We start from the raw sequence: 18258 nt of genomic DNA, 5'->3' as shown, positions 1-18258 counted from the left end.
CATCGGGCGGGTGCAATCAGGATCCCGGGCCGACGTCCGGGGTTGTGAGGATGACGAGTTGCCGGGTCGCGCGGGTCATCGCAACATAGCGGTCCACGGTTCCTTCGATGCCGGTGCCGAACGCCTCCGGGTCGATAAGGACCACCAGGTCGAACTCGAGTCCTTTCGACAGCTCCGGGGTCAGCGGCCGGACGCGTGCGCTCGCCCGGAACGAACTGGCGGCGCCGCTCGGGCCGATGACGCAGGCAGTCCCATCGGCGTGCGCGGCGAGCCAGCTGTCGAGGATCGAGTCCCGCTCCGACGCGGACCCGTGGACCACCGGGATGCCTCCGCTGCGGATGGAGGTGGGCACGTTGGCGTCCGGGATCACGGCGCGGATGACCGGCTCGGCTTCCGCCATGACCTCCGCCGGGGTTCGGTAGTTGATGCTGAGGGTCGCCACGTTCACGTCCGCCATTCCAACCCGGCGGAGCCGTTCCTGCCAGGATTCCGTGAAGCCGTGCCTGGCCTGGGCGCGGTCCCCGACGACCGTGAAACTCCGGGACGGGCAGCGGAGCAGCAGCATCTGCCACTCGGCATCGGTCAGCTCCTGCGCTTCGTCGACCACAATGTGGGCGAACGGTCCGGCGAGCAGGTCAGGGTCGGCGCCTGGCAGCGTGTCCTCATCGGCCAGCTTGTCCTGCATGTCCTGCCCGCGCAGCATCGACATCACCAGCAGTTCGGAATCGTCCGCCGCGATCAGGTCGTCCACCACCCGGTCCATGAGCTCCCGTTCTGCTGCCAGGGCGGCGTCCTGCCGGCGTTTGCGCCGGGACGCCCCGGGGTCGCCAAGCCGTTGCCGGGCTGCGTCCAGGAGCGGCACGTCGGACACAGTCCAGGCCGTGGGGTCCGGGCGCCGCAACATCCCAGCGTCGTCCGGGCTCAGCCAGGGTGCGCACATGCGCAGGTAGGCGGGCACGGTCCAAAGATCGCCCACAACGTCCGTGTACTGGAGCAGCGGCCACGCCCTGCTGAACGTGCCGGCCAACTCCGCGTTCTGCGCCAGAACCCTGCGGAGCACGTCCTCCGGCACGTCATCGTCGTCGTGCTTGCCGACGAGGATTCTGAGCAACTCCTCCCAGACTTCGTCGCGTGCCTCGTTGTGCGGCGTACCCGGGGCGGGCGACTCGAACGCCTCGGCCCATTCGTCTGCACTGAGCCAGACGTCGGCCCACGGCGTCCCGACCTCCATCCCCTGTGCGGGCGGCTCCTCATAGAACCTGACGGCACGCTCGATCGCTTTCACCATGTCCGCCGACGACTTCAGGAGGGCCGCCTTCGGGTCGGCTTCGAATGTCGCTGCGGCACCCTCCGGGACGAGGTCCCGCAGGGTGCACGTCTGCACGCCCTCCTCGCCGAGGCTGGGAAGGACATCGGCGACATAGGCCAGGTAGGGCCGGTGCGGACCGATAAACAGGACACTGCTCTGCCTGTGACTCCCCCGATGGCCGATGCGGGGGTCGGCATACAGGAGGTAGGCGGACCGGTGCAGGGCAACGACGGTTTTGCCCGTACCCGGACCGCCGTCGACCACCAGGGTGCCGCGGGACGGCGCGCGGATGATCGCATCCTGGTCTGCCTGGATCGTGCCGAGAACATCTTGCATCCGGGCAGACCGACTGCTCCCCAGGCTGGCGATAAAGGCGGAAAGGTCCTCGAGGGCGGCCTGTCCTTCGAGCCCGTCCGTGGTGAACGCCTCGTCCCAATAGTCACTGATCCGGCCCCGGGTCCACCGATATCTGCGCCGGTTCGCCAGGCCCATCGGGTTGGCGTAGGTCGCTCCGAAGAACGGCTCAGCCGCCGGGGAACGCCAGTCGACAAGCAGCCTGCGGCCCTCTTCGTCCGTGAGGCCGAGCCGTCCGATGTACACGGGCTGGCGGCTGTCCGCACTGACGATGCGTCCGAGGCACAGGTCAAGACCGAAGCGGCGCAGGGCGCGGAGGCGTGAGCTAAGGCGGCGGACCTCCACGTCACGTTCCATTGCCTCCTGGCCCAGACGGCCGGGTGCCTTCCGCGCGGCGTCGAGACGGCCGGTGAGGTCGGCGATCGAGTGCTCGAGGCTCTCCGCGATGGCGGCGAAGTGCCGCTCATCGCCGGCGATCAGCGCCGGGTCGGCCTTGGGCGCCAGGTGGCGGGGAAGGTTGAACGCGCTGGGGGCCAGTGGCACGTCATCAGCTCCTTTCCGGGCTGGGGTGCGTCGGGGCAACCTGCAGGTCCCCGACTTTGGCTCTCAATTCTGCGGCACGTCCCGGGTCTTGCGGCAAGCCCCCTGGTGTGCCATAGATTGAAAGTAGGGACGAAACGGTAGCTGCCAGCGAAGGTCAGGGCCTGAGCAGGAACTCCCGCACGGTCTGGACGTAGTCCGCAGTCCGCGTTGCCATGACCCCGTGGCCCGCGCCCGCGAAAAGCCGGACCTCTGCCGCTGGATAGAGGGCACGAAGTGCCGCACGGGCCCGGGGTGGGAATGCCTCGTCCCGTTCCGATTCGATCAGCAGCACCGGTCCCTGCGACACGTCGGAGGACTGTCCCCCCGGAGTTGCCACGGCCGGCAGATGGGCGAAGTCGTTCATCTCCCGCAGCGCGGACAGCAGGTCCTCCTTGCCCAGCCGGCTGAGGATGTCCCGGAGCAGGGCGTTCCAGAACTTCGAGTCGTCGCCTGAACCGGGGACAAACCAGCGGTGCCAATTCCAGCCGGTCAGGAACCGCACGGCATCTTCCGGCAGGACGGCGAGGAAGCGGATGAGGAGCGGCAGCACCGGGAGCGGGGCCGCGGCCGGCCCGCCGGTGTTCGCCAGCACGAGGCGCCGCAGTCGGTCGCGATGCCGGCGGGCGAAAACCTGCGCCACGAACCCGCCGAAAGAGGAGCCCAGCACATCCGCCTGTTTGACTCCCTCGGCGTCGAGGATCGCGGCCAGGCCGTCCGCCAGCCCGGCGATGCCGGCGCCGGCGGGGTAAGCCGGCGCAAGGACTCGGAAGTCCCGTTCCAGCGCTTCGATCAGCAGCAGGTACATGTCCGGCACCCTTGTCCCGCCGGAGGGCAGAAGCAGCACCTGCTCCCCCGAGCCGCCGGCGAGGTAGCGCCAGCGCACGCCGCCGACGTCGAGCGTACGGTACCGGTGACCGGCACGGAAAGCGGCAAGTTTGGCGTCCAGCTCCGGATCGGGGAGCCGTTCTCCCCCGCCCCCATGGGACGCGCGGCGGCGCTGCGGTGCGGGAGCGCTTTCGCTCCTCCCCGCGGGTGGAGGACGGTCTTCGAGGAAACGGCCGACGACGGCGTCGTACTCGGTCGGGTGGGTGACCGCCGCCCAGTGGCCGCCGCGTCCGAAAACATGGGCCTTGGCGCCGGGATAGGTGGCCAGCAAGGACTCGCGTTCGCGCGCCGTGAAGCCGCGGTCGTCGGACGCAGCAATCAACAGCACGTCCTCCGGTCTTTCGAAGGCCGATGCAGCGGCGTAACGGTCCGGATGCGCCGCCAGATCCAGGAGCACTGCAAACCGCGCCAGGGCTGACTCCTTGGTGTGTGCCGCGAAGAGATCCTCCGTGTAGGCGCTGAGGAAAGCCCGCTCGTCCTCGTCGGCCCCGTCGAGCAGCCGGGCGATCCTGGGGCGGTAGAAAGCTGCGAGGGCTGACCCGGGCAGCCTTGAGAACAGGCGGACAAAGGCGGTCACCAACCGCGTGTGGCCGCGGGGGTAAAGGCCGAACCCGGAAAGGACGAGCTTGTCCACCCGCTGCGGATAACGGCGGGCAAAGGCGTGCGCCACCCCGGCACCGAGGGAGTGGCCGAAAACGTTCGCGGACTGGATGCCCTCGGCGTCAAGGACGGCTGCGATGCCGGTCAGGACTTCGGCCATTGTCCGCACCGCGGGATACGAGGGGGCGATCACCCGGAAGCGGGATTCGAAGGCGGTGATCGTGCGGAACGCGGACTCACCGAAGGAGAAACCGCCGCCCAGGACAAGAAGTGCCGGGCCGGTTTCTGCGGCTTCCTGCGATGCCTGTCCGGAGACGTACTTCCATTCGACGCCGTCCACAGTCAGCGACCGGTACGGGTGGGCGGCCCGGAACGCCCGCAACTCGGCATAGCCGTCCATGGATCCTCCCGCCGGATGGCCTGATAGCAGGGAGACTACGCCGCTGCTTCCGGCGATCGCAAGGGACGATGCCGCACCCGCCGAGGGCCCCGGGCTTGTCCACTCGATAGCTATTTAGAAGGGTTGTAGCGTTTTAGTTGCGAAGGTCCGTCTGTCCCCCATAGGCGGGCCTTCGTTGTCCGTGAAAACCGCTTGGCAAGCCCGGTTCAGAAGGCCGAGGCGACGAGCGCGATCAGGGCGGGCACAGTGGCCGCCAGCGTTCCGGGTATGCTGTCGCCCTTCCTGGGGTAATGCCCCAAGGCATCCGCCAGTGCCATGGTGGCCCCGCCCAGGACCATATAGGCGCAGCAGTAGGTGACCAGCGTCCGGCCCACCACCTCGCTCCCGGTGTTCAGGGCCACTAGTCCCGCAATCACCCCCAGGGCTATCAGGAGGTTCCGGAAGCCGACAGGAATGGCCCACATCATGACGGCGCGGACGTTGCCGGCCGGGGTGCTCAGGAACTTCTGCACTGCGGGGCGGCGCAGGAAGAAGGCCTCCAGGGGAAACACCGCGATATAGATCAGGGCCTCGATCAGGGCGAACAGCTGGGCAACTGCGTTCATGCTCGAAGAGTACGTCGCGGGTGGAGGCCTTTCCCATCCCCGGCTGAGGGGGTTGCCCAGGGACCGGAAGATCCCCCGATGAGGGGATTGCAGTCCGCCGTCGGCGGCGGATACTGGAAGCATGTGGGCAGATCGCGCAGAGCGGGCCCGGCAGGAGATCGCGGCGATGGCGGCCACCGGCATGGGCGTGGCTGACCTGCACGCCGCAGCGCTCGCCGTCGTGCATGACACCGTGCCGTTTCAGCAGGCTTGCTGGGCCGGCGTGGATCCTGCAACCCTCATCATGACGTCGATCACCAACTGGCCGCCCTGGCCGACGCCCGATGAGTACGGCGTGCGCTTCGCCGAGACCGAATACGCGGGCACGGAGCCGAACCCCTTCGCGCAGCTCACCCGGCGGCCGATGCCGGCTGCCCGGCTGTCCGATGCACCGCACCGCGACGTTGTCAGGAGCGTGCGCCTCAACGACCTGCTCCGTCCGCAGGGGCTGGAGCACGAACTGCGTGCGGTGTTTCGGACCGATGGCGTGTGCTGGGCCGTGGGCGGGCTGTTCCGTGAGACGGGTCCGGACTTCACTGACCGGGAAGTGGATTTCCTGACGTCCATCGCAGGGACCCTGGCCGCCGCCACCCGGGTTGCGCTGCGCGTGGAGCGGCATGCGATGCGCGGGCCGGACGGTCCGGTGATCGTCCTGGTGGGACCGCGCGGCGAGTTGCGTGCCGCCACGCCGGCCGCGGCCACCTGGCTGGCGGCGCTGGAAGACCTGGCTCCCGGGCGTTTCGGCATGACCCTGTATTCCGTGGTGGGCGCCGCAAAGGTTGCCGGTTCCGGGACGGCCCGCATGAGGATGCGCGACGCCGGGGACCACTGGGTGGTGCTCCAGGCCAGCCGGCTCATCACCGGGGACGACCCTGGCCAGATGGTGGTTACGGTGGAACCCGCCACCACGCGCGAAATGGTCACCCTCCTGCTCGCCGCCTACGGCGCCACGCCCCGCGAGCGGGACGTCTGCCTCGAGCTGGTCTCCGGTTCGGCGACGGCGGAAATCGCCAACCACCTGTACATCTCACCGCATACGGTCCATGACCACCTGAAGTCCCTCTTTGAGAAGGTGGGAGTGGGAAGCCGCGGCGAACTGGTGGCCAGGCTGCTCGCCTGAGGCTCAACCGAGACTGGCCGGTGGCGCATAAGTCAGTGATTCAACCGATGTACCGCGGCCTTGCAGGAGCATCTTCCTGCCGTTGCCGCCGTCAGCCCAGACCCAGAGGACCGATCCGTCCTTAGTGGAGTCATCCACAACGCCGGTGCCGATCAGGTGGCCGTCGGCGAAGCGGACGTGCTCACCGGTCCGGAACCGCGGGTGCTTGGTCCGCTTCCGGGACATCCGGACAGGCGGGTGGCTTCCGCTCCCGGGTTCTCCGCCGGTGTCCGGCATGTCCTGGTCATTGCTCATCGGTGCTCTCCTGCGATCAGAACCGGGGAGTCCCCCCGGCGGCCTGCGCCGACCCACTGAAGATGAGCCGGCATCAACTGCTGCCAGCTCATTACGACCCTGCCTGCTGCTCTCAGGTCACGTGACGCGCACGTAGTGGTTGCCAGCGTAGCCGTGCCGCCGGCGTCCGGAAAACTCCGGCCGAGGAACCGGATTGTGACCGGACGGCGGAGGGCGCGCGGTGGCGTCGTCGTCTACTGTCCCTCGAACCACTGAAGTACCCGCAGCGCTCTGAGGGTGTTCCACCGGCTCGGGCGTCCGTCACCGTCCTCCAGGGCAAAGTGGATCCGGCCGGGGTGGGTGTTTTCCAGCAGGTATTCCTCGCCGCGCTGCCTGGCCACCGCCGAGTCCGGCGACCCGCCGGCCGCGTGCTCGTACTCCAGCAGGCCTTCCAGAACGTTGATCGTGGTCCCGAACGACGAACGCACCGAGCCTCGTTCCGCCTCACAGTTCCACCCGCCGTCGGCGAGCTGCCCACGCAGCAAGCGCCCCACCACGCCGTCGACGTTTTCGCCGAAGTACGCGCCGCCGTCCCATTGGCCCTCTTCATCCTGCAGCGCCAGCAGCCGCGCGCCCCAGCCGTGGGTGGCTACGCGGGCACGCTCGGCCTGGACTTCCTCGGGCGGCGCGCCCGTGAGGTCACGCAGGACTCGCCAGCGGGTTGCGGGGTCAGAGTCGAGCAGCCAGTCGAGCGCCTCCATCCCCACAAGCTAACATCCGGGCAGCTACCGCTCCAGCCTCGCCCGCTCCGATGTCCACCCCTGCTGATGGAACCGCTCGAATCCGTCCAGGAGGAGGTCGAGGGCGAACTCGAACTCGAACTGGTCGTCGCAGCCCTGCGAAACCACGGACCCGTCGTCGTGTTCTGCCGCCATGGCAACCCGCAGAATGTTCGGATACCGCTTGGCCATCTCCTGGAGCATGGCCGCCTGTATCTCCGGTGCCGGTTCAACTGGCGCCGCGCCGGCGGAATCGTCGAACAACTCCTGGGTGAACCCCCACATCCGGCTGCCCAGTGCATGCATCACATGATGGGTGAGATCGACGGAAAAACCGCCGGCCAGGAACATCCCGATGAACGAATCCATGTAGCCGAGAACCGCAGGCGTCCTGGCGCTTCGGGACTCTAGCACCTGGCGGGCCCACGGATGCCGCAGCAAGGACCTTCTCGCCGACAGCACCCGCAACCGGACCGCATTCTTCCAGCCGGCGTCGCTGACGGGAGGATCGATTTCGGCAACAAGCACGTCCACCATGCCGTCGAGAAGTTCCTCCTTGTTGGCGACGTGCTTGTACAGCGCCATCGGCACCACGCCGAGCTCCTGCGCCAGCCTTCTCATGCTGAGTGACTCGATACCCGCCTCATCGGCCAGTACGACGGCGGCAGTCAGGACGCGGTCCCGGTTCAACGGGACCCGGCGCGTGGCTTCCGCCTGCTGAGTCATATTGGCCCCTTTGCTAGCTGATGATTGTCATCGAGTGTACTACGTACACCCGGGCCGTGAGATGCCGAAAGGGCGGCGGGACCGAGGTCCAGCCGCCCTTTCGCTTCAAGTCAACAATGCAGGGCGCGAACGCCTCCGCACGTTAGTGCAGAACGTCAGTTCTGGGTGATGGTGACCGGGCCGTCACTGTCAGTGCAGACCACAGACTCAGTGCTGGTGGCGTCGACAGCCTCGCCCAGAACGGCGACAGGCCCAACTTCCACGCCACAAATCTGCGCCGTCACATCAGCGGCCACGCCCACGTTGACGTCCTTGAGGATGGTCACGTCCCCGACGGTTACGTTCACCAGGCCGTCATTAACGGTGCTGTTGTCCGCGGCCAGCGAAGGCGCTGCGGCCATCCCCACCAGGAAAAGCGATCCGGCAACGGCGGTAGTGGCTTTCTTCATAACTGACATGTTTCGCTCCCTCGATTGTGATGCAGGCAGAATCCGCCCCCAGGTGCGGTCAGGCGACCACCAGGGTGGCTGCGGCCCGGTTTCAGGCCACGCTTCTCTGCATCTCTTTTTGGTTGCTTACAGCTCTCAGCCTCCGTGGGCACCGGGAGGGCCTATGGAACAGGTCCTACTCCCGAGCTGCTCGGTCCCTTTAAGACCTAGCGAAAGGGCGTCCGTGCGCAACAACGCTGCACCCCTTCATGACTTCAAGCCTAATCATAAGTAGGCTTAGTTTCAAGTCGATGGGCGAACTTTTTTTATCAGCCCACATTCCAGCACGACGGCGCGCACCGCGCCTTGCGGTCTGGCGGCCTAGTGGGCGTGGTCCCCGCGGCTGTATTCGTAAACCCAGCCAATCAGCGCAACCAGCGCAAATCCTGCACCGAGATAGAGGATCCAAAATCCGATGGCCAGGCCCAGGAACCCAGTCGCCGCGGAAATGCCCAAGGCAATGGGCCACCAGCTCCAGGGGCTGAAGTGGCCCTGTTCCCCGGCCCCTTCGTGGGTCTCCGCGTCCTGGCGATCCTCCGGACGCATTCCGATCCTCCGCCCGGTGTAGCCGAGGTAGCCCCCGATCAGTCCTGCCAGCCCGCCCACCAGCCATAAGGCCAGGAAGCCCACCGGCTCGGTCCAGCCTGTGACAAAGCCATAGACCACACCAACGGGTACGAAGAACATGGCCAGGCCTCCGAAAATCCATGATTCGATCTTCACGGCTCCTCCTTCTACGGCGCATTCAAGTCGGGGCTGCCCACACGCGGTTCCCCTATGACAACTGTGGCCTTCAGCTCCGTCCGGGGGAAGGGACAAAGGACCCCCCTGGTACGACTTCGGCGCACAGGCGGGAAGAGCGCCGCAGATAGAGTCAAACAATGACTGCCGACACCACAGCACTGGCGGGTTCTGTTCAGATGCGGGCACTTGAGATCTCGGATGCCGGGCGGCTAAGTGCCGCCTACCGACTGAACCGGGACCATCTGGCGCCCTGGGAGCCGGCCCGGAGTGACTCGTTCTTTACCGCCGTGGGCCAGCGCGCTGCCATTGAATCCAAGCTCGCCCTGCTGCTTCGGGGCAGGAGGTTCCTTGGGTCCTCGTGAACGGCAGCCGCATCGTCGGAGCGATAACGCTGACGGGCATCGTCCGAGGCCCGTTCCTCAGCGCCAACGCGGGTTACTGGATCGACAAGGAATTCACCGGCCGTGGCCTCGGCGCCGCCGCCCTGGGATATGTCCTCGCCGCCGCGAAGAACAAGCTGGGGCTGCACCGGGTCCAGGCGGCCACCCTCAAACACAATGCGGCCTCCCGCAAGATACTGGCCCGCGCAGGATTCGAAGAGATCGGCCTGGCACCGTCGTATCTCAAGATTGCTGGAATCTGGCAGGACCATGTCCTGTTCCAACGCATCCTTGAGTGATTCACTGGGAAATACGACGGCGGTCCCGCCCGGGCGCCACTCCATGGAGGGATCCACATGCGGAAGATCATTCTGATGGCGTCAGTGTCGGTGGACGGATACTTCGAAGGGCTGGACCGCGACATCAGCTGGCACAAGGTGGACGAAGAACTACACCAACACTTCAACGATGAGTGCAGGACGCTGGGCGCTTTCCTGGACGGACGGATCACCTACGAGCTGATGGCCGGCTACTGGCCAACCGCCGACCAGGATCCCAACAGCACGGCGGTCGAAGTCGAGTTCGCCAGGATCTGGCGCGACATACCCAAGATCGTTTACTCCCGGACCCTCACCGACGCCGGCTGGAACACCACGGTGATGCACGACGTCGTGCCTGAAGAGATCGCGGCCCTCAAGGCGCAGCCCGGCGGCGACCTTGCGGTCAGTGGCGCCAATCTGGGGGCAACGTTCATGCGGCTCGGCCTGATCGACGAATACCGGATCTACGTGCACCCCGTGGTTCTGGGCCAAGGCAAGGGCCGGCCACTGTTCGAGTCACCGGACGTGCGGCTGAACCTGAAGCTGGCCGGCACCCGGACCTTCGGCAACGGAGTTGTTCAGCTCCGCTACGAGCGCGGCCAGGACCAAGAAGAACAGGACTGAGAAGACCAGGACCGCGGAGAACCGTCAGACGAACGCCGACTTCCCGGTCACGGCACGTGCCACGATCAGCGAGTTGATCTCGTAGCTGCCCTCATAGGTATACAGAATTTCGGCGTCACCAAACAACTTGCCCATCTCGTAGTCAGTGCTGATGCCGTTTCCGCCCATCAGCGACCTGCCCATCGCCACCGAGGCGCGCGCCAGCCGGGTGGTGGTGGATTTTGCCATCGCGGCCTGCACCATCTCCAGCTTGCCGTCCTGCTGGATCCGGGCCAGCTGCGCCATCAGCGCCAGGGAGGCACTGGCGTTGCCCAGGATTTCGGCCAGCTGCTGCTGGATGAGCTGGAACCGCGCCAGCTCCTTGCCGAACTGCTTCCGCTCCAGGGCATAGGAACGGGCGACGTCGAACGCGGCCAGCTGGATACCGGCAGCCTGCCAGCCCACCCAGGCCCGCGAATCCCGCAGGAGGTCGTTCGCTTTCGAAAAGTCCGTGGCTCCGGGCAGGAGATTCGACTCCGGAATGCGGACCTCATCGAGGACGATGTCCGCGTTCTGCATGATCCGCAGGCCGATCTTGTTGGAAATCTTCGTGGCGGAGTAGCCGGGGCGGTCCGTCTCCACAATGAAACCCTTGATCTGCCGGTCCGCCTCATCCCGGGCCCATACCAGCGCAAAGTCGGCGATGGTCCCGGCGCCGATCCAGCGCTTGGCGCCGTTGATGACCCATTCGCCGCGCTCCAGCCGGGCTGACGTTTCAAGGCCGCCGGCTATGTCCGAACCGTGATCCGGCTCGGTCAGCGCGAAGGCACCCAGCTGCGTAAAGGCTTTCAGCCCGGGAAGCCAGCGCTGCTTCTGCGCTTCCGAACCGAGCTCGTCGATCATCCCGACGATCAGTTCGTTGTGGATGCCCACCAGGGCGGACAATGACACGTCAGCCCGGGCAACTTCCACATACATCAAGCCCTTGAAGAGCGCCGACGTTCCGTCCGTCTGCAGCCCGCCGAGCCCGTACTTCCCCATTTCAGCCAGCAGGCCGAACGGGAATTCCTCGCGGTTCCAGTACTCGATGGATGCCGCACGGATGCGGGATTGCAGGAAATCCCGCACTTCCAGGTACCGCGAGCGCTCCCCCGCCGGCAGCAGATCCACGATGTACATCAGGTCCGCGTCCGGGAACGGCGGCTGCTCCGGAACTGTGGTGGTTTCCCCGCCGTCACGTCGTTGTGGCTGCACCGGCACGCATCCCTTCGCTCTTCCAAACCCTTGGATGTCCTAGTATATTGCACAGTGACATGGATCACTAGACGAAAGGGCCCCCATGACAGTCACCGACGACTTCCGGGCCGCGAGGGACAGACTTCTGGCCCTCCACGAGGACTACGACCAGGCGCGGGATGAGTTCCAGTGGCCGCGCTTCGAGGAGTTCAACTTCGCCCTGGACTGGTTCGACCAGATCGCGGCCGACCCCGCCAAGGGTGCCAAGCCCGCCCTGGTGATCGTGGAACAGGACGGCAGCGCCACCCGGCGGAGCTTCGGTGAGCTTGCCGCGCGCTCCAACCAGGTGGCCAACTGGCTAAGGAGCCAGGGCGTTCGCCGCGGCGACCGGATGATCATCATGCTGGGCAACCAGGTGGAGCTGTGGGAACTCATGCTGGCCGGCATCAAGCTGGGCATCGTGATGATCCCCACCACCACGCTGATGGGCCCGGCGGACCTGGCGGACCGGGTGGAACGCGGCGAGGCGGGCTGGGCCGCCGTCGGAAGTTCCAACATCGGCAAGTTCGCCGGCGTTCCGGGCAACTACAAACTGATCGAAATTGCCGACGGCGAGTCCAGCAGGACCGATGTAAACAGCGCCGACGCCAACACAGCTGCCCTGCAGTACGCCGATTCCCACACTGCACCGACAGAGTTCACCCCGGACGCGCCCACCAAGGCGGACGAAACCCTGCTGCTGTACTTCACCTCCGGAACCACGTCCAAGGCCAAACTGGTGGAACACACGCACACGTCCTACCCCGTGGGCCACCTGTCCACCATGTTCTGGATCGGGCTGGGACCCGGCGACGTGCACCTCAACGTCGCCTCGCCCGGCTGGGCAAAGCACGCCTGGTCCAACGTTTTCACGCCCTGGATCGCCGAAGCCTGCGTTTTCATCTACAACTACAGCCGGTTCGATGCCAAGGCCCTCATGGAACAGATGGACCGCGAAAAGGTGACCAGCTTCTGTGCCCCGCCCACCGTGTGGCGCATGCTGATCCAGGCCGACCTCACCGTCCTGAAAAACCCGCCCATCAAGGTGGTGTCCGCCGGGGAGCCCCTCAACGCCGAGGTGATCGACCAGGTGCACCGCGCCTGGGGGCAGACCATCCGGGACGGCTTCGGCCAGACGGAATCCACCGTGCAGATCGCCAACACCCCCGGCCAGCCGATCAAGATCGGCGCCATGGGCAGGCCGCTGCCCGGCTACGACGTAGTTCTGGTAGACCCCGCCACGGGAGAGGAGGCCGACGACGGCGAACTGTGCCTCCGCCTTGACCCCCGCCCCGTGGGACTGATGAAGGCCTACTACGGCGACCCGGAAAAGACCGCGGACGCCTTCCGCGACGGCTACTACCACACGGGCGACATGGCCAGCAAGGACGAGCGCGGCATCATCACTTACGTGGGCCGCGGTGACGACGTGTTCAAGTCCTCCGATTACCGGTTGTCCCCGTTCGAGCTGGAAAGCGTCCTGATCGAGCACCCCGCGGTGGCGGAGGCCGCCGTCGTGCCCTCCCCCGATCCGCTGAAGCTGTCCGTGCCAAAGGCATTCGTGGTCCTGGCCGCCGGGCACCAGGCCGGCCCCGCACTTGCAGAGGACATCCTGCGCTACTGCCGGGACCATCTGGCCCCGTTCAAGCGCATCCGGCGGCTGGAATTCGCGGAACTGCCCAAGACCATCTCAGGCAAGATCCGGCGCGTTGAGCTCCGGCACAGCGAAGAGCTCCGGCACGGAGCGGGCCCCGTCCCGGAAGGCATGGGCGTCGAGTACTCGGAGTCGGATTTCCCGGGTTTGAAAAGCTAGGCTGGAGCAACCCACTTGTCAGGAGGTGCCATGGGAACCCCCCTCCCGCGCGATCCCATTGCCGACGCCCAACGCAACTGGGAACGGCACGGCTGGGGCGATGTTGCCGCGCCCATGGCTGCCATCACGGCCATCATGCGTACCCAGCAGATCCTGCTGGCCCGGATCGAGGGAGTGCTCAAGCCCTTCGGCCTGACGTTCGCCCGCTACGAACTCCTGGCGCTGCTGAGTTTCGCCCGCAGCGGCGCGCTGCCCATGAACAAGGCGAGCGCGCTCCTGCAGGTCCACCCCACATCGGTGACCAACGCCGTCGACCGCCTTCAGGACGCGGGCCTGGTGGTCCGCTCTCCGCACCCGACCGACGGCCGCACCACACTGATCGAACTCACCGCGGAGGGCCGCACCCTGGCCAAAAGCGCGACGGCGGCACTCAACGCCGAGGTGTTCGGCCAGTCCGGTTTCGCCGGCCATGACGTGGACCAGCTGATCCGGATCCTGGGGAAATTTCGACGGAACGCCGGCGACTTCGCCGATTGAGGAGAACGCAATGATTCCGGAAATCAACATCTGGGCCGTGGTGCTGGCCACCCTGTCGAGCATGGTGGTTGGCTCGGTCTGGTACACGCCCAAGGTCTTCGGCAACTACTGGATGAAGCTCGCGAAAGTCACCCCCAGCGGGGATGCAAAGGACGCCGTCAAACCCATCCTGATCACGCTGGTGGTCAGCTTCGTCAGCGCCCTGGTCCTTGCCGGATCGGCCGCTATTTCCCAGCACTTCTACGGCGGAAACTTCCTGGCCAACACCCTGATCACCGCCGTCATCCTCTGGGCCGGCTTCACGGCCTCCCGCTTCATTACCCACGACGCTTTCGACGGCCGTCCCGCCGGCTTGACCGTCCTGAACTGCGCCCACGAACTGGTCACGCTGGTGGTCATGGGGCTCATCATCGGGCTCTTCGGCATCAGCGCGGCCTAGCTTCGGGCAGCCCTGCCCCTTGGGAAGCGGAAGGAACTGGAGGACGCCGTGACGGCGTATCGTGGCAGTGTCACGGCGTAGCGCGGACCGTCCCTGGGGGCACGCTGCCGGGACGGGATCGCCGGCCAGCAAGGAGACCACGGATGAAGTTTGACGAGTCGTTCTGGGATGAACGCTACCGCCAGCACGGCTCGGTCTGGAGCCGCAATCCGAACCCGCACCTGCTGGCCGAGGCCGCCGACCTGCGGCCGGGCTCTGCACTGGACGTGGGCAGCGGCGAAGGCGCCGATTCGCTCTGGCTGGCACGCCAGGGCTGGCGGGTCACGGCGGTGGACATCTCCTCGGTGGCGCTGGCCCGGGCCGCCGAACGGGCATCGCAGGATGCTGACGCTGCCGCGCGGATCACCTGGGTCCATCACGACCTCACCAGTTCACCGCCGCCGTCCGGCACCTTCGACCTCGTCTCCGCGCAGTTCATGCACCTGCCCCTGGCCGAGCGTACCGAGCTGTACCACCGGCTGGCAGCGTCAGTGGCGCCCGGCGGAACGCTGCTGGTTGTGGGCCACCATCCCTCCGACCTGGAAGTGGGGATCCGCCGCCCCAGCGAGCCGGGCCTGCTTTTCACCCCCGAGGAGATCGCGGCCGGGCTGGATGCGGACGAGTGGGAAATCGACGTCTGCGAAGCCCGCCGAAGGTCCGTGACGGACGCGGAGGGCGGCTCCGTAACCGTCACCGATTCCGTGCTCCGCGCCCACCGGCGGGCACCCCGGCCCTAGGCCGGCCCTACTCGCAGGCCTACGCATCTTCACAACCAGTACTTGACGGCATCCTATGACGCAGGTTACAGTTTTTTCCGTCGGTTATACGAATAACTGATTCGTATAACCAGGCCCAAGGAGGTGCCCGTGACAAAGCCTCGACCATCGTCAGGTCCCACCATGCACGACGTAGCGGCAGCCGCCGGCGTTTCCCAGGCAACAGTTTCCCTGGTGCTGAACTCCGCGTCCGGTTCGCGCTTTTCGGACGAGACCCGGAAACGCGTGATGGATGCCGTGCGCCAGCTTGGCTACCGCACCAACGCCCACGCCAAGACCCTCCGGGACGGCATCTCGGGCATCATCGGTTTCCTGGGCGACGCCGTCGCCACCGCCCCTTTCGCAGGCAAGATCATCGAAGGGGCACAAGAGCGCGCCTGGGAGGACGGCCTCCTCCTGCTCACCATGAACACGGGCGGCGACAAAGCCCTGGAGGCAGCCTCGCTGGACTCCATGCTGTCTTACAAGGTGGCTGGCGTGGTCTACGCTGGCATGTACCACCGGCGGCTCGACGTACCCGAGGCCCTCTCGACGGTCCCTTCGGTTGTGCTGAACTCGCAGGATCGCAAGCTGAGACTTCCCAGCGTTGCACCGGATGAGGAACTGGGCGGCTACACCGCCACCCGACGCCTTCTCGACGCGGGGCATGAGCGGGTGGCGATGATCAACATCGAAACGCTCGAGAGCGAACTTCCTGCCGCCGTCGGACGCTACAACGGCTATACGAAAGCCATGGCCGAAGCCGGACTGCCCGTCCGCCCGGAACTGGTGCGCTTCGGCAGCGGCAACGAACTGGACGGATTTACTCACACCATGGACCTGATGACGGGAAATAACCCGCCGACGGCCATCTTCTGCGCGAATGACCGCACCGCATGGGGCGCCTACCAGGCCGCCACCGAGCTGCACCTGTCGATTCCCCGCGATGTATCCATCATCGGCTTCGACAACCAGGAAACCCTGGCCCCGCACCTGCGGCCGGGCCTCACCACCCTCGAGCTGCCCTTCGTGGAAATGGGGCGCCGCGCGGTGGACCTCATCCTGCAGGGCGCCGAGCCGGACGGACGGGTCGAGTTCATGACCTGCCCCCTGATTGAACGGAACTCAGTGACACATCCAAAGGAGAAGCCATGAGCCGCACCTTGGCCCGATCCAGGCCGGCATCGCCGCCGGCTCCAACACCCGGGCCCCCGAGCAGGAAGCCTCTTCCGCTGCGCCTGAAAAGGGTTGGCAGGGCTTGGCAGTTATACGTATTACTAATACCGGCGCTGATTTACATCGCCGTCTTCAAGTACTGGCCCATGTACGGGGTGCAGATCGCATTCCGCAACTACAATCCCGTGGACGGTTTTACCGGGAGCCCGTGGGTGGGGCTGCAGCATTTCATACGGTTCGTCAACTCCTACCAGTTCGGTGTGGTCGTGGGGAACACGCTCTGGATCGCCATCCTGGGCCTGCTTGTCGCCTTTCCGATCCCGATCATCCTGGCGCTTCTGGTCAACCAGCTCCAGAGTGAGCGGTTCAAGAAGTTCACCCAGACGGTGCTGTACTCGCCGGCGTTCATCTCCACGGTGGTGGTGGTGGGCATCATGTTCGTCCTGCTATCCCCGCGGTCCGGGCTGGTGAACAATGCGATCCAGCTGGCGGGAGGTGAACCCGTTTTCTTCATGGGCTCCGCCGAGTGGTTCCGGCCCATCTACGTGGTCTCCGATGTCTGGCAGAACGCCGGTTTCGCGATGATTGTCTACCTGGCGGCCTTGTCCGGCATCGACCCAGCCCTGCATGACGCCGCCAAGGTGGACGGCGCCTCCAAACTGCAGCGCATCCGGCACATCGATCTGCCGGGGATCATGCCCGTGATCACTGTCCTGTTCATCCTGGCCATCGGCAACCTGCTCAACGTCGGCTTCGAAAAGGCGCTGCTCATGCAGACAAACTTGAACCTGCCGACGTCGGAAATCATCCAGACGTACGTTTACCATGCCGGCCTGCAGCAGGCCCAGTTCAGCTATTCCGCCGCCATCGGCCTGTTCAATTCCGTCCTCAACCTCGTGCTGCTGCTGACCTTCAACTGGGTAGCGCGCCGGGCCAACCAAGCAACCCTGTGGTGATGCCGCTATGACCCTGAACACCAAACCCGTGGCCGTTCCGGCCCCCGAAACCAGGCCCCATCCCGCCGCCAAGCGCACACAATCGTTCCGCGACAAGTGGGCAGACTCCGCCTTCAACATCGCCGCGGTCACCATCCTGTCGCTGTCCATCATCGCGGTGGTCTACCCGCTCTATTTCATCGTCATCGCCTCCATCAGCGATCCCAACGCCGTCTACGAAGGCAAAGTCTGGCTGTTCCCGTCCGGAGTGACCCTTGAGGGATACCAACGGATCTTCGCGGACAGCCGGATCTGGAACGGCCTGGGCAACACCGTGATTTACACCGTCCTGGGCTCGGCCATCAGCGTGACCACCATCCTGTTCGGCGCTTACGCCCTGTCCCGCAAGGACATGCCGGGGCGGAAGATCCTGATGCTCCTGTTCGTTGTCACCATGTTCTTCGACGGCGGCCTCATCACCAAGTACCTGGTGGTCCGGGACCTCGGCATGCTGGACACTGTCTGGGCAGTTGTGCTGCCTGGCGCCGTGGGTGTGTGGAACCTGATCATCGCCCGGTCCTTCTTCGAAAACACCATCCCGGGAGAGCTCCGGGAAGCGGCCCAGATGGACGGCGCCAACGACTTTACCTTTTTCTTCAGGATGGTCCTGCCCCTGTCCAAGCCGCTGATCATGCTGATGATCATGGTCCACGTGGTGGCGCACTGGAACTCGTTCTTCGACGCCCTCATCTTCCTGAACGATGACACGAAATACCCGCTGCAGCTGGTGCTCCGGAACATCCTGATCCAGTCGGACGTCTCCTCCGCAGGCACCACCGGTGGAGACATCGAGTCCTACGCCGCAGCGCAGAGGATCGGCGAACTGACCAAGTACGCCATGATCGTCGTCTCCAGCCTGCCGCTGATGATCGCGCTTCCGTTCATGCAGAAGCACTTCACGAAAGGCACCATGATCGGCGCTGTGAAGAGCTGACCGCCTTAAAACCGAACGCAATGCCCGACGCCGGAACTTCCTTTCGCCGTCACCACACCTCCTCCTCCCCCACCCAGAAAAGGAACGA

20 protein-coding genes are annotated in these 18258 nt (G+C 65.7%); 11 read left to right on the top strand and 9 right to left on the bottom strand.

From position 1 onward, the window contains the following. Window positions 1-16: 16 nt before the first annotated feature. The 3 genes from helR to TV39_RS01990 form a co-directional block, all read right to left on the bottom strand. Entirely contained in the window at window positions 17-2206 is a 2190-nt protein-coding gene (helR, locus tag TV39_RS02000) for an RNA polymerase recycling motor ATPase HelR (RefSeq protein ID WP_043477616.1), read from the bottom strand. Window positions 2207-2360: 154 nt separating this feature from the next. Further along, window positions 2361-4130 carry an alpha/beta fold hydrolase gene (locus TV39_RS21285; RefSeq protein WP_052500461.1) on the bottom strand — a complete coding sequence of 590 codons (1770 nt, stop codon included), beginning with the start codon at window positions 4128-4130 and terminating at the stop codon, window positions 2361-2363. Between the two features lie 206 nt (window positions 4131-4336). Next, on the bottom strand, window positions 4337-4735 hold the full coding sequence (locus TV39_RS01990) for a DUF1304 domain-containing protein (protein ID WP_043477613.1): 399 nt from the start codon (window positions 4733-4735) through the stop codon (window positions 4337-4339). 121 nt (window positions 4736-4856) lie between these two features. On the opposite strand from TV39_RS01990, the gene TV39_RS01985 reads away from it, so the two are divergent. Then, window positions 4857-5894, top strand: a complete 1038-nt coding sequence (locus TV39_RS01985) for a helix-turn-helix transcriptional regulator (protein ID WP_043477610.1) — start codon at window positions 4857-4859, stop codon at window positions 5892-5894. A 3-nt stretch (window positions 5895-5897) separates the two neighbouring features. Here TV39_RS01985 and TV39_RS01980 read toward each other — a convergent pair whose 3' ends face one another. From TV39_RS01980 to TV39_RS01960, 5 genes are all read right to left on the bottom strand, one after another. Continuing rightward, on the bottom strand, window positions 5898-6188 hold the full coding sequence (locus TV39_RS01980; RefSeq protein WP_082049415.1) for a hypothetical protein: 291 nt from the start codon (window positions 6186-6188) through the stop codon (window positions 5898-5900). Between the two features lie 233 nt (window positions 6189-6421). Further along, window positions 6422-6928, bottom strand: coding sequence for a hypothetical protein (locus TV39_RS01975; RefSeq protein WP_043477607.1), 507 nt, complete (start codon window positions 6926-6928; stop codon window positions 6422-6424). Window positions 6929-6952: 24 nt separating this feature from the next. Next, the gene (locus TV39_RS01970) at window positions 6953-7672 is read right to left on the bottom strand and encodes a TetR/AcrR family transcriptional regulator (protein ID WP_043477604.1); all 720 of its coding nucleotides are present in this window, start codon (window positions 7670-7672) and stop codon (window positions 6953-6955) included. 155 nt (window positions 7673-7827) lie between these two features. Further along, a complete protein-coding gene (locus TV39_RS01965; protein ID WP_144406278.1) occupies window positions 7828-8121 on the bottom strand; it encodes a hypothetical protein in 294 nt (97 codons plus the stop codon). A gap of 360 nt (window positions 8122-8481) precedes the next feature. Beyond that, window positions 8482-8883: a cytochrome c oxidase subunit 4 gene (locus TV39_RS01960; protein ID WP_043477598.1), complete on the bottom strand. Its 402-nt coding sequence runs from the start codon at window positions 8881-8883 to the stop codon at window positions 8482-8484. Window positions 8884-9041: 158 nt separating this feature from the next. Between TV39_RS01960 and TV39_RS22775 the strand changes: the two genes are divergently transcribed. From TV39_RS22775 to TV39_RS01950, 3 genes are read left to right on the top strand one after another with little or no spacing between them, the layout of a single operon-like run. Next, the gene (locus tag TV39_RS22775; RefSeq protein ID WP_326941294.1) at window positions 9042-9266 is read left to right on the top strand and encodes a hypothetical protein; all 225 of its coding nucleotides are present in this window, start codon (window positions 9042-9044) and stop codon (window positions 9264-9266) included. Continuing rightward, a complete protein-coding gene (locus tag TV39_RS22770; RefSeq protein ID WP_326941292.1) occupies window positions 9263-9583 on the top strand; it encodes a GNAT family N-acetyltransferase in 321 nt (106 codons plus the stop codon). The genes TV39_RS22775 and TV39_RS22770 overlap by 4 nt, the downstream gene beginning before the upstream one ends. Window positions 9584-9640: 57 nt before the next feature. Then, entirely contained in the window at window positions 9641-10228 is a 588-nt protein-coding gene (locus TV39_RS01950) for a dihydrofolate reductase family protein (protein WP_043477595.1), read from the top strand. A 24-nt stretch (window positions 10229-10252) separates the two neighbouring features. Here the strand turns inward: TV39_RS01950 and TV39_RS01945 are convergent, their stop codons facing one another. Beyond that, window positions 10253-11386 carry an acyl-CoA dehydrogenase family protein gene (locus tag TV39_RS01945; RefSeq protein WP_235347257.1) on the bottom strand — a complete coding sequence of 378 codons (1134 nt, stop codon included), beginning with the start codon at window positions 11384-11386 and terminating at the stop codon, window positions 10253-10255. Between the two features lie 160 nt (window positions 11387-11546). Between TV39_RS01945 and TV39_RS01940 the strand changes: the two genes are divergently transcribed. The 7 genes from TV39_RS01940 (at window position 11547) to TV39_RS01910 (ending at window position 18170) form a co-directional block, all read left to right on the top strand. Beyond that, window positions 11547-13295 carry an AMP-binding protein gene (locus tag TV39_RS01940; RefSeq protein ID WP_043477586.1) on the top strand — a complete coding sequence of 583 codons (1749 nt, stop codon included), beginning with the start codon at window positions 11547-11549 and terminating at the stop codon, window positions 13293-13295. A 30-nt stretch (window positions 13296-13325) separates the two neighbouring features. Then, on the top strand, window positions 13326-13832 hold the full coding sequence (locus TV39_RS01935; protein ID WP_043477584.1) for a MarR family winged helix-turn-helix transcriptional regulator: 507 nt from the start codon (window positions 13326-13328) through the stop codon (window positions 13830-13832). A 10-nt stretch (window positions 13833-13842) separates the two neighbouring features. Further along, window positions 13843-14271 carry a DUF1761 domain-containing protein gene (locus TV39_RS01930; RefSeq protein WP_043477582.1) on the top strand — a complete coding sequence of 143 codons (429 nt, stop codon included), beginning with the start codon at window positions 13843-13845 and terminating at the stop codon, window positions 14269-14271. 143 nt (window positions 14272-14414) lie between these two features. Beyond that, complete coding sequence (locus TV39_RS01925; RefSeq protein WP_043477579.1) at window positions 14415-15047, top strand: SAM-dependent methyltransferase; 633 nt, start codon at window positions 14415-14417, stop codon at window positions 15045-15047. Window positions 15048-15176: 129 nt separating this feature from the next. Next, window positions 15177-16220: a LacI family DNA-binding transcriptional regulator gene (locus tag TV39_RS01920; protein WP_235347242.1), complete on the top strand. Its 1044-nt coding sequence runs from the start codon at window positions 15177-15179 to the stop codon at window positions 16218-16220. Between the two features lie 167 nt (window positions 16221-16387). Further along, entirely contained in the window at window positions 16388-17197 is an 810-nt protein-coding gene (locus TV39_RS01915; protein WP_235347241.1) for an ABC transporter permease, read from the top strand. A 7-nt stretch (window positions 17198-17204) separates the two neighbouring features. Beyond that, window positions 17205-18170: a carbohydrate ABC transporter permease gene (locus TV39_RS01910; RefSeq protein ID WP_082049409.1), complete on the top strand. Its 966-nt coding sequence runs from the start codon at window positions 17205-17207 to the stop codon at window positions 18168-18170. Window positions 18171-18258 lie beyond the last annotated feature (88 nt).

Origin of the sequence: Arthrobacter sp. SPG23 (assembly GCF_000876655.1) — a bacterium.
In the GTDB taxonomy this organism is placed as follows: domain Bacteria; phylum Actinomycetota; class Actinomycetes; order Actinomycetales; family Micrococcaceae; genus Arthrobacter.
This window is presented reverse-complemented; position numbering and strand designations above follow the sequence as displayed.

Bases quoted from the DNA above. Each gene is read 5' to 3' on its own strand.
- TV39_RS01950 (WP_043477595.1), top strand. From the start codon at position 9,641: ATGCGGAAGATCATTCTGATGGCGTCAGTGTCGGTGGACGGATACTTC.
- TV39_RS01965 (WP_144406278.1), bottom strand. From the start codon at position 8,121: ATGAAGAAAGCCACTACCGCCGTTGCCGGATCGCTTTTCCTGGTGGGG.
- TV39_RS01940 (WP_043477586.1), top strand. From the start codon at position 11,547: ATGACAGTCACCGACGACTTCCGGGCCGCGAGGGACAGACTTCTGGCC.
- TV39_RS21285 (WP_052500461.1), bottom strand. From the start codon at position 4,130: ATGGACGGCTATGCCGAGTTGCGGGCGTTCCGGGCCGCCCACCCGTAC.
- TV39_RS01915 (WP_235347241.1), top strand. From the start codon at position 16,388: ATGTACGGGGTGCAGATCGCATTCCGCAACTACAATCCCGTGGACGGT.
- TV39_RS01935 (WP_043477584.1), top strand. From the start codon at position 13,326: ATGGGAACCCCCCTCCCGCGCGATCCCATTGCCGACGCCCAACGCAAC.
- TV39_RS01945 (WP_235347257.1), bottom strand. From the start codon at position 11,386: ATGTACATCGTGGATCTGCTGCCGGCGGGGGAGCGCTCGCGGTACCTG.
- TV39_RS01925 (WP_043477579.1), top strand. From the start codon at position 14,415: ATGAAGTTTGACGAGTCGTTCTGGGATGAACGCTACCGCCAGCACGGC.
- TV39_RS01930 (WP_043477582.1), top strand. From the start codon at position 13,843: ATGATTCCGGAAATCAACATCTGGGCCGTGGTGCTGGCCACCCTGTCG.
- TV39_RS01975 (WP_043477607.1), bottom strand. From the start codon at position 6,928: ATGGAGGCGCTCGACTGGCTGCTCGACTCTGACCCCGCAACCCGCTGG.
- TV39_RS01910 (WP_082049409.1), top strand. From the start codon at position 17,205: ATGACCCTGAACACCAAACCCGTGGCCGTTCCGGCCCCCGAAACCAGG.
- TV39_RS01980 (WP_082049415.1), bottom strand. From the start codon at position 6,188: ATGAGCAATGACCAGGACATGCCGGACACCGGCGGAGAACCCGGGAGC.
- TV39_RS22775 (WP_326941294.1), top strand. From the start codon at position 9,042: ATGACTGCCGACACCACAGCACTGGCGGGTTCTGTTCAGATGCGGGCA.
- TV39_RS01985 (WP_043477610.1), top strand. From the start codon at position 4,857: ATGTGGGCAGATCGCGCAGAGCGGGCCCGGCAGGAGATCGCGGCGATG.
- TV39_RS01990 (WP_043477613.1), bottom strand. From the start codon at position 4,735: ATGAACGCAGTTGCCCAGCTGTTCGCCCTGATCGAGGCCCTGATCTAT.
- TV39_RS01970 (WP_043477604.1), bottom strand. From the start codon at position 7,672: ATGACTCAGCAGGCGGAAGCCACGCGCCGGGTCCCGTTGAACCGGGAC.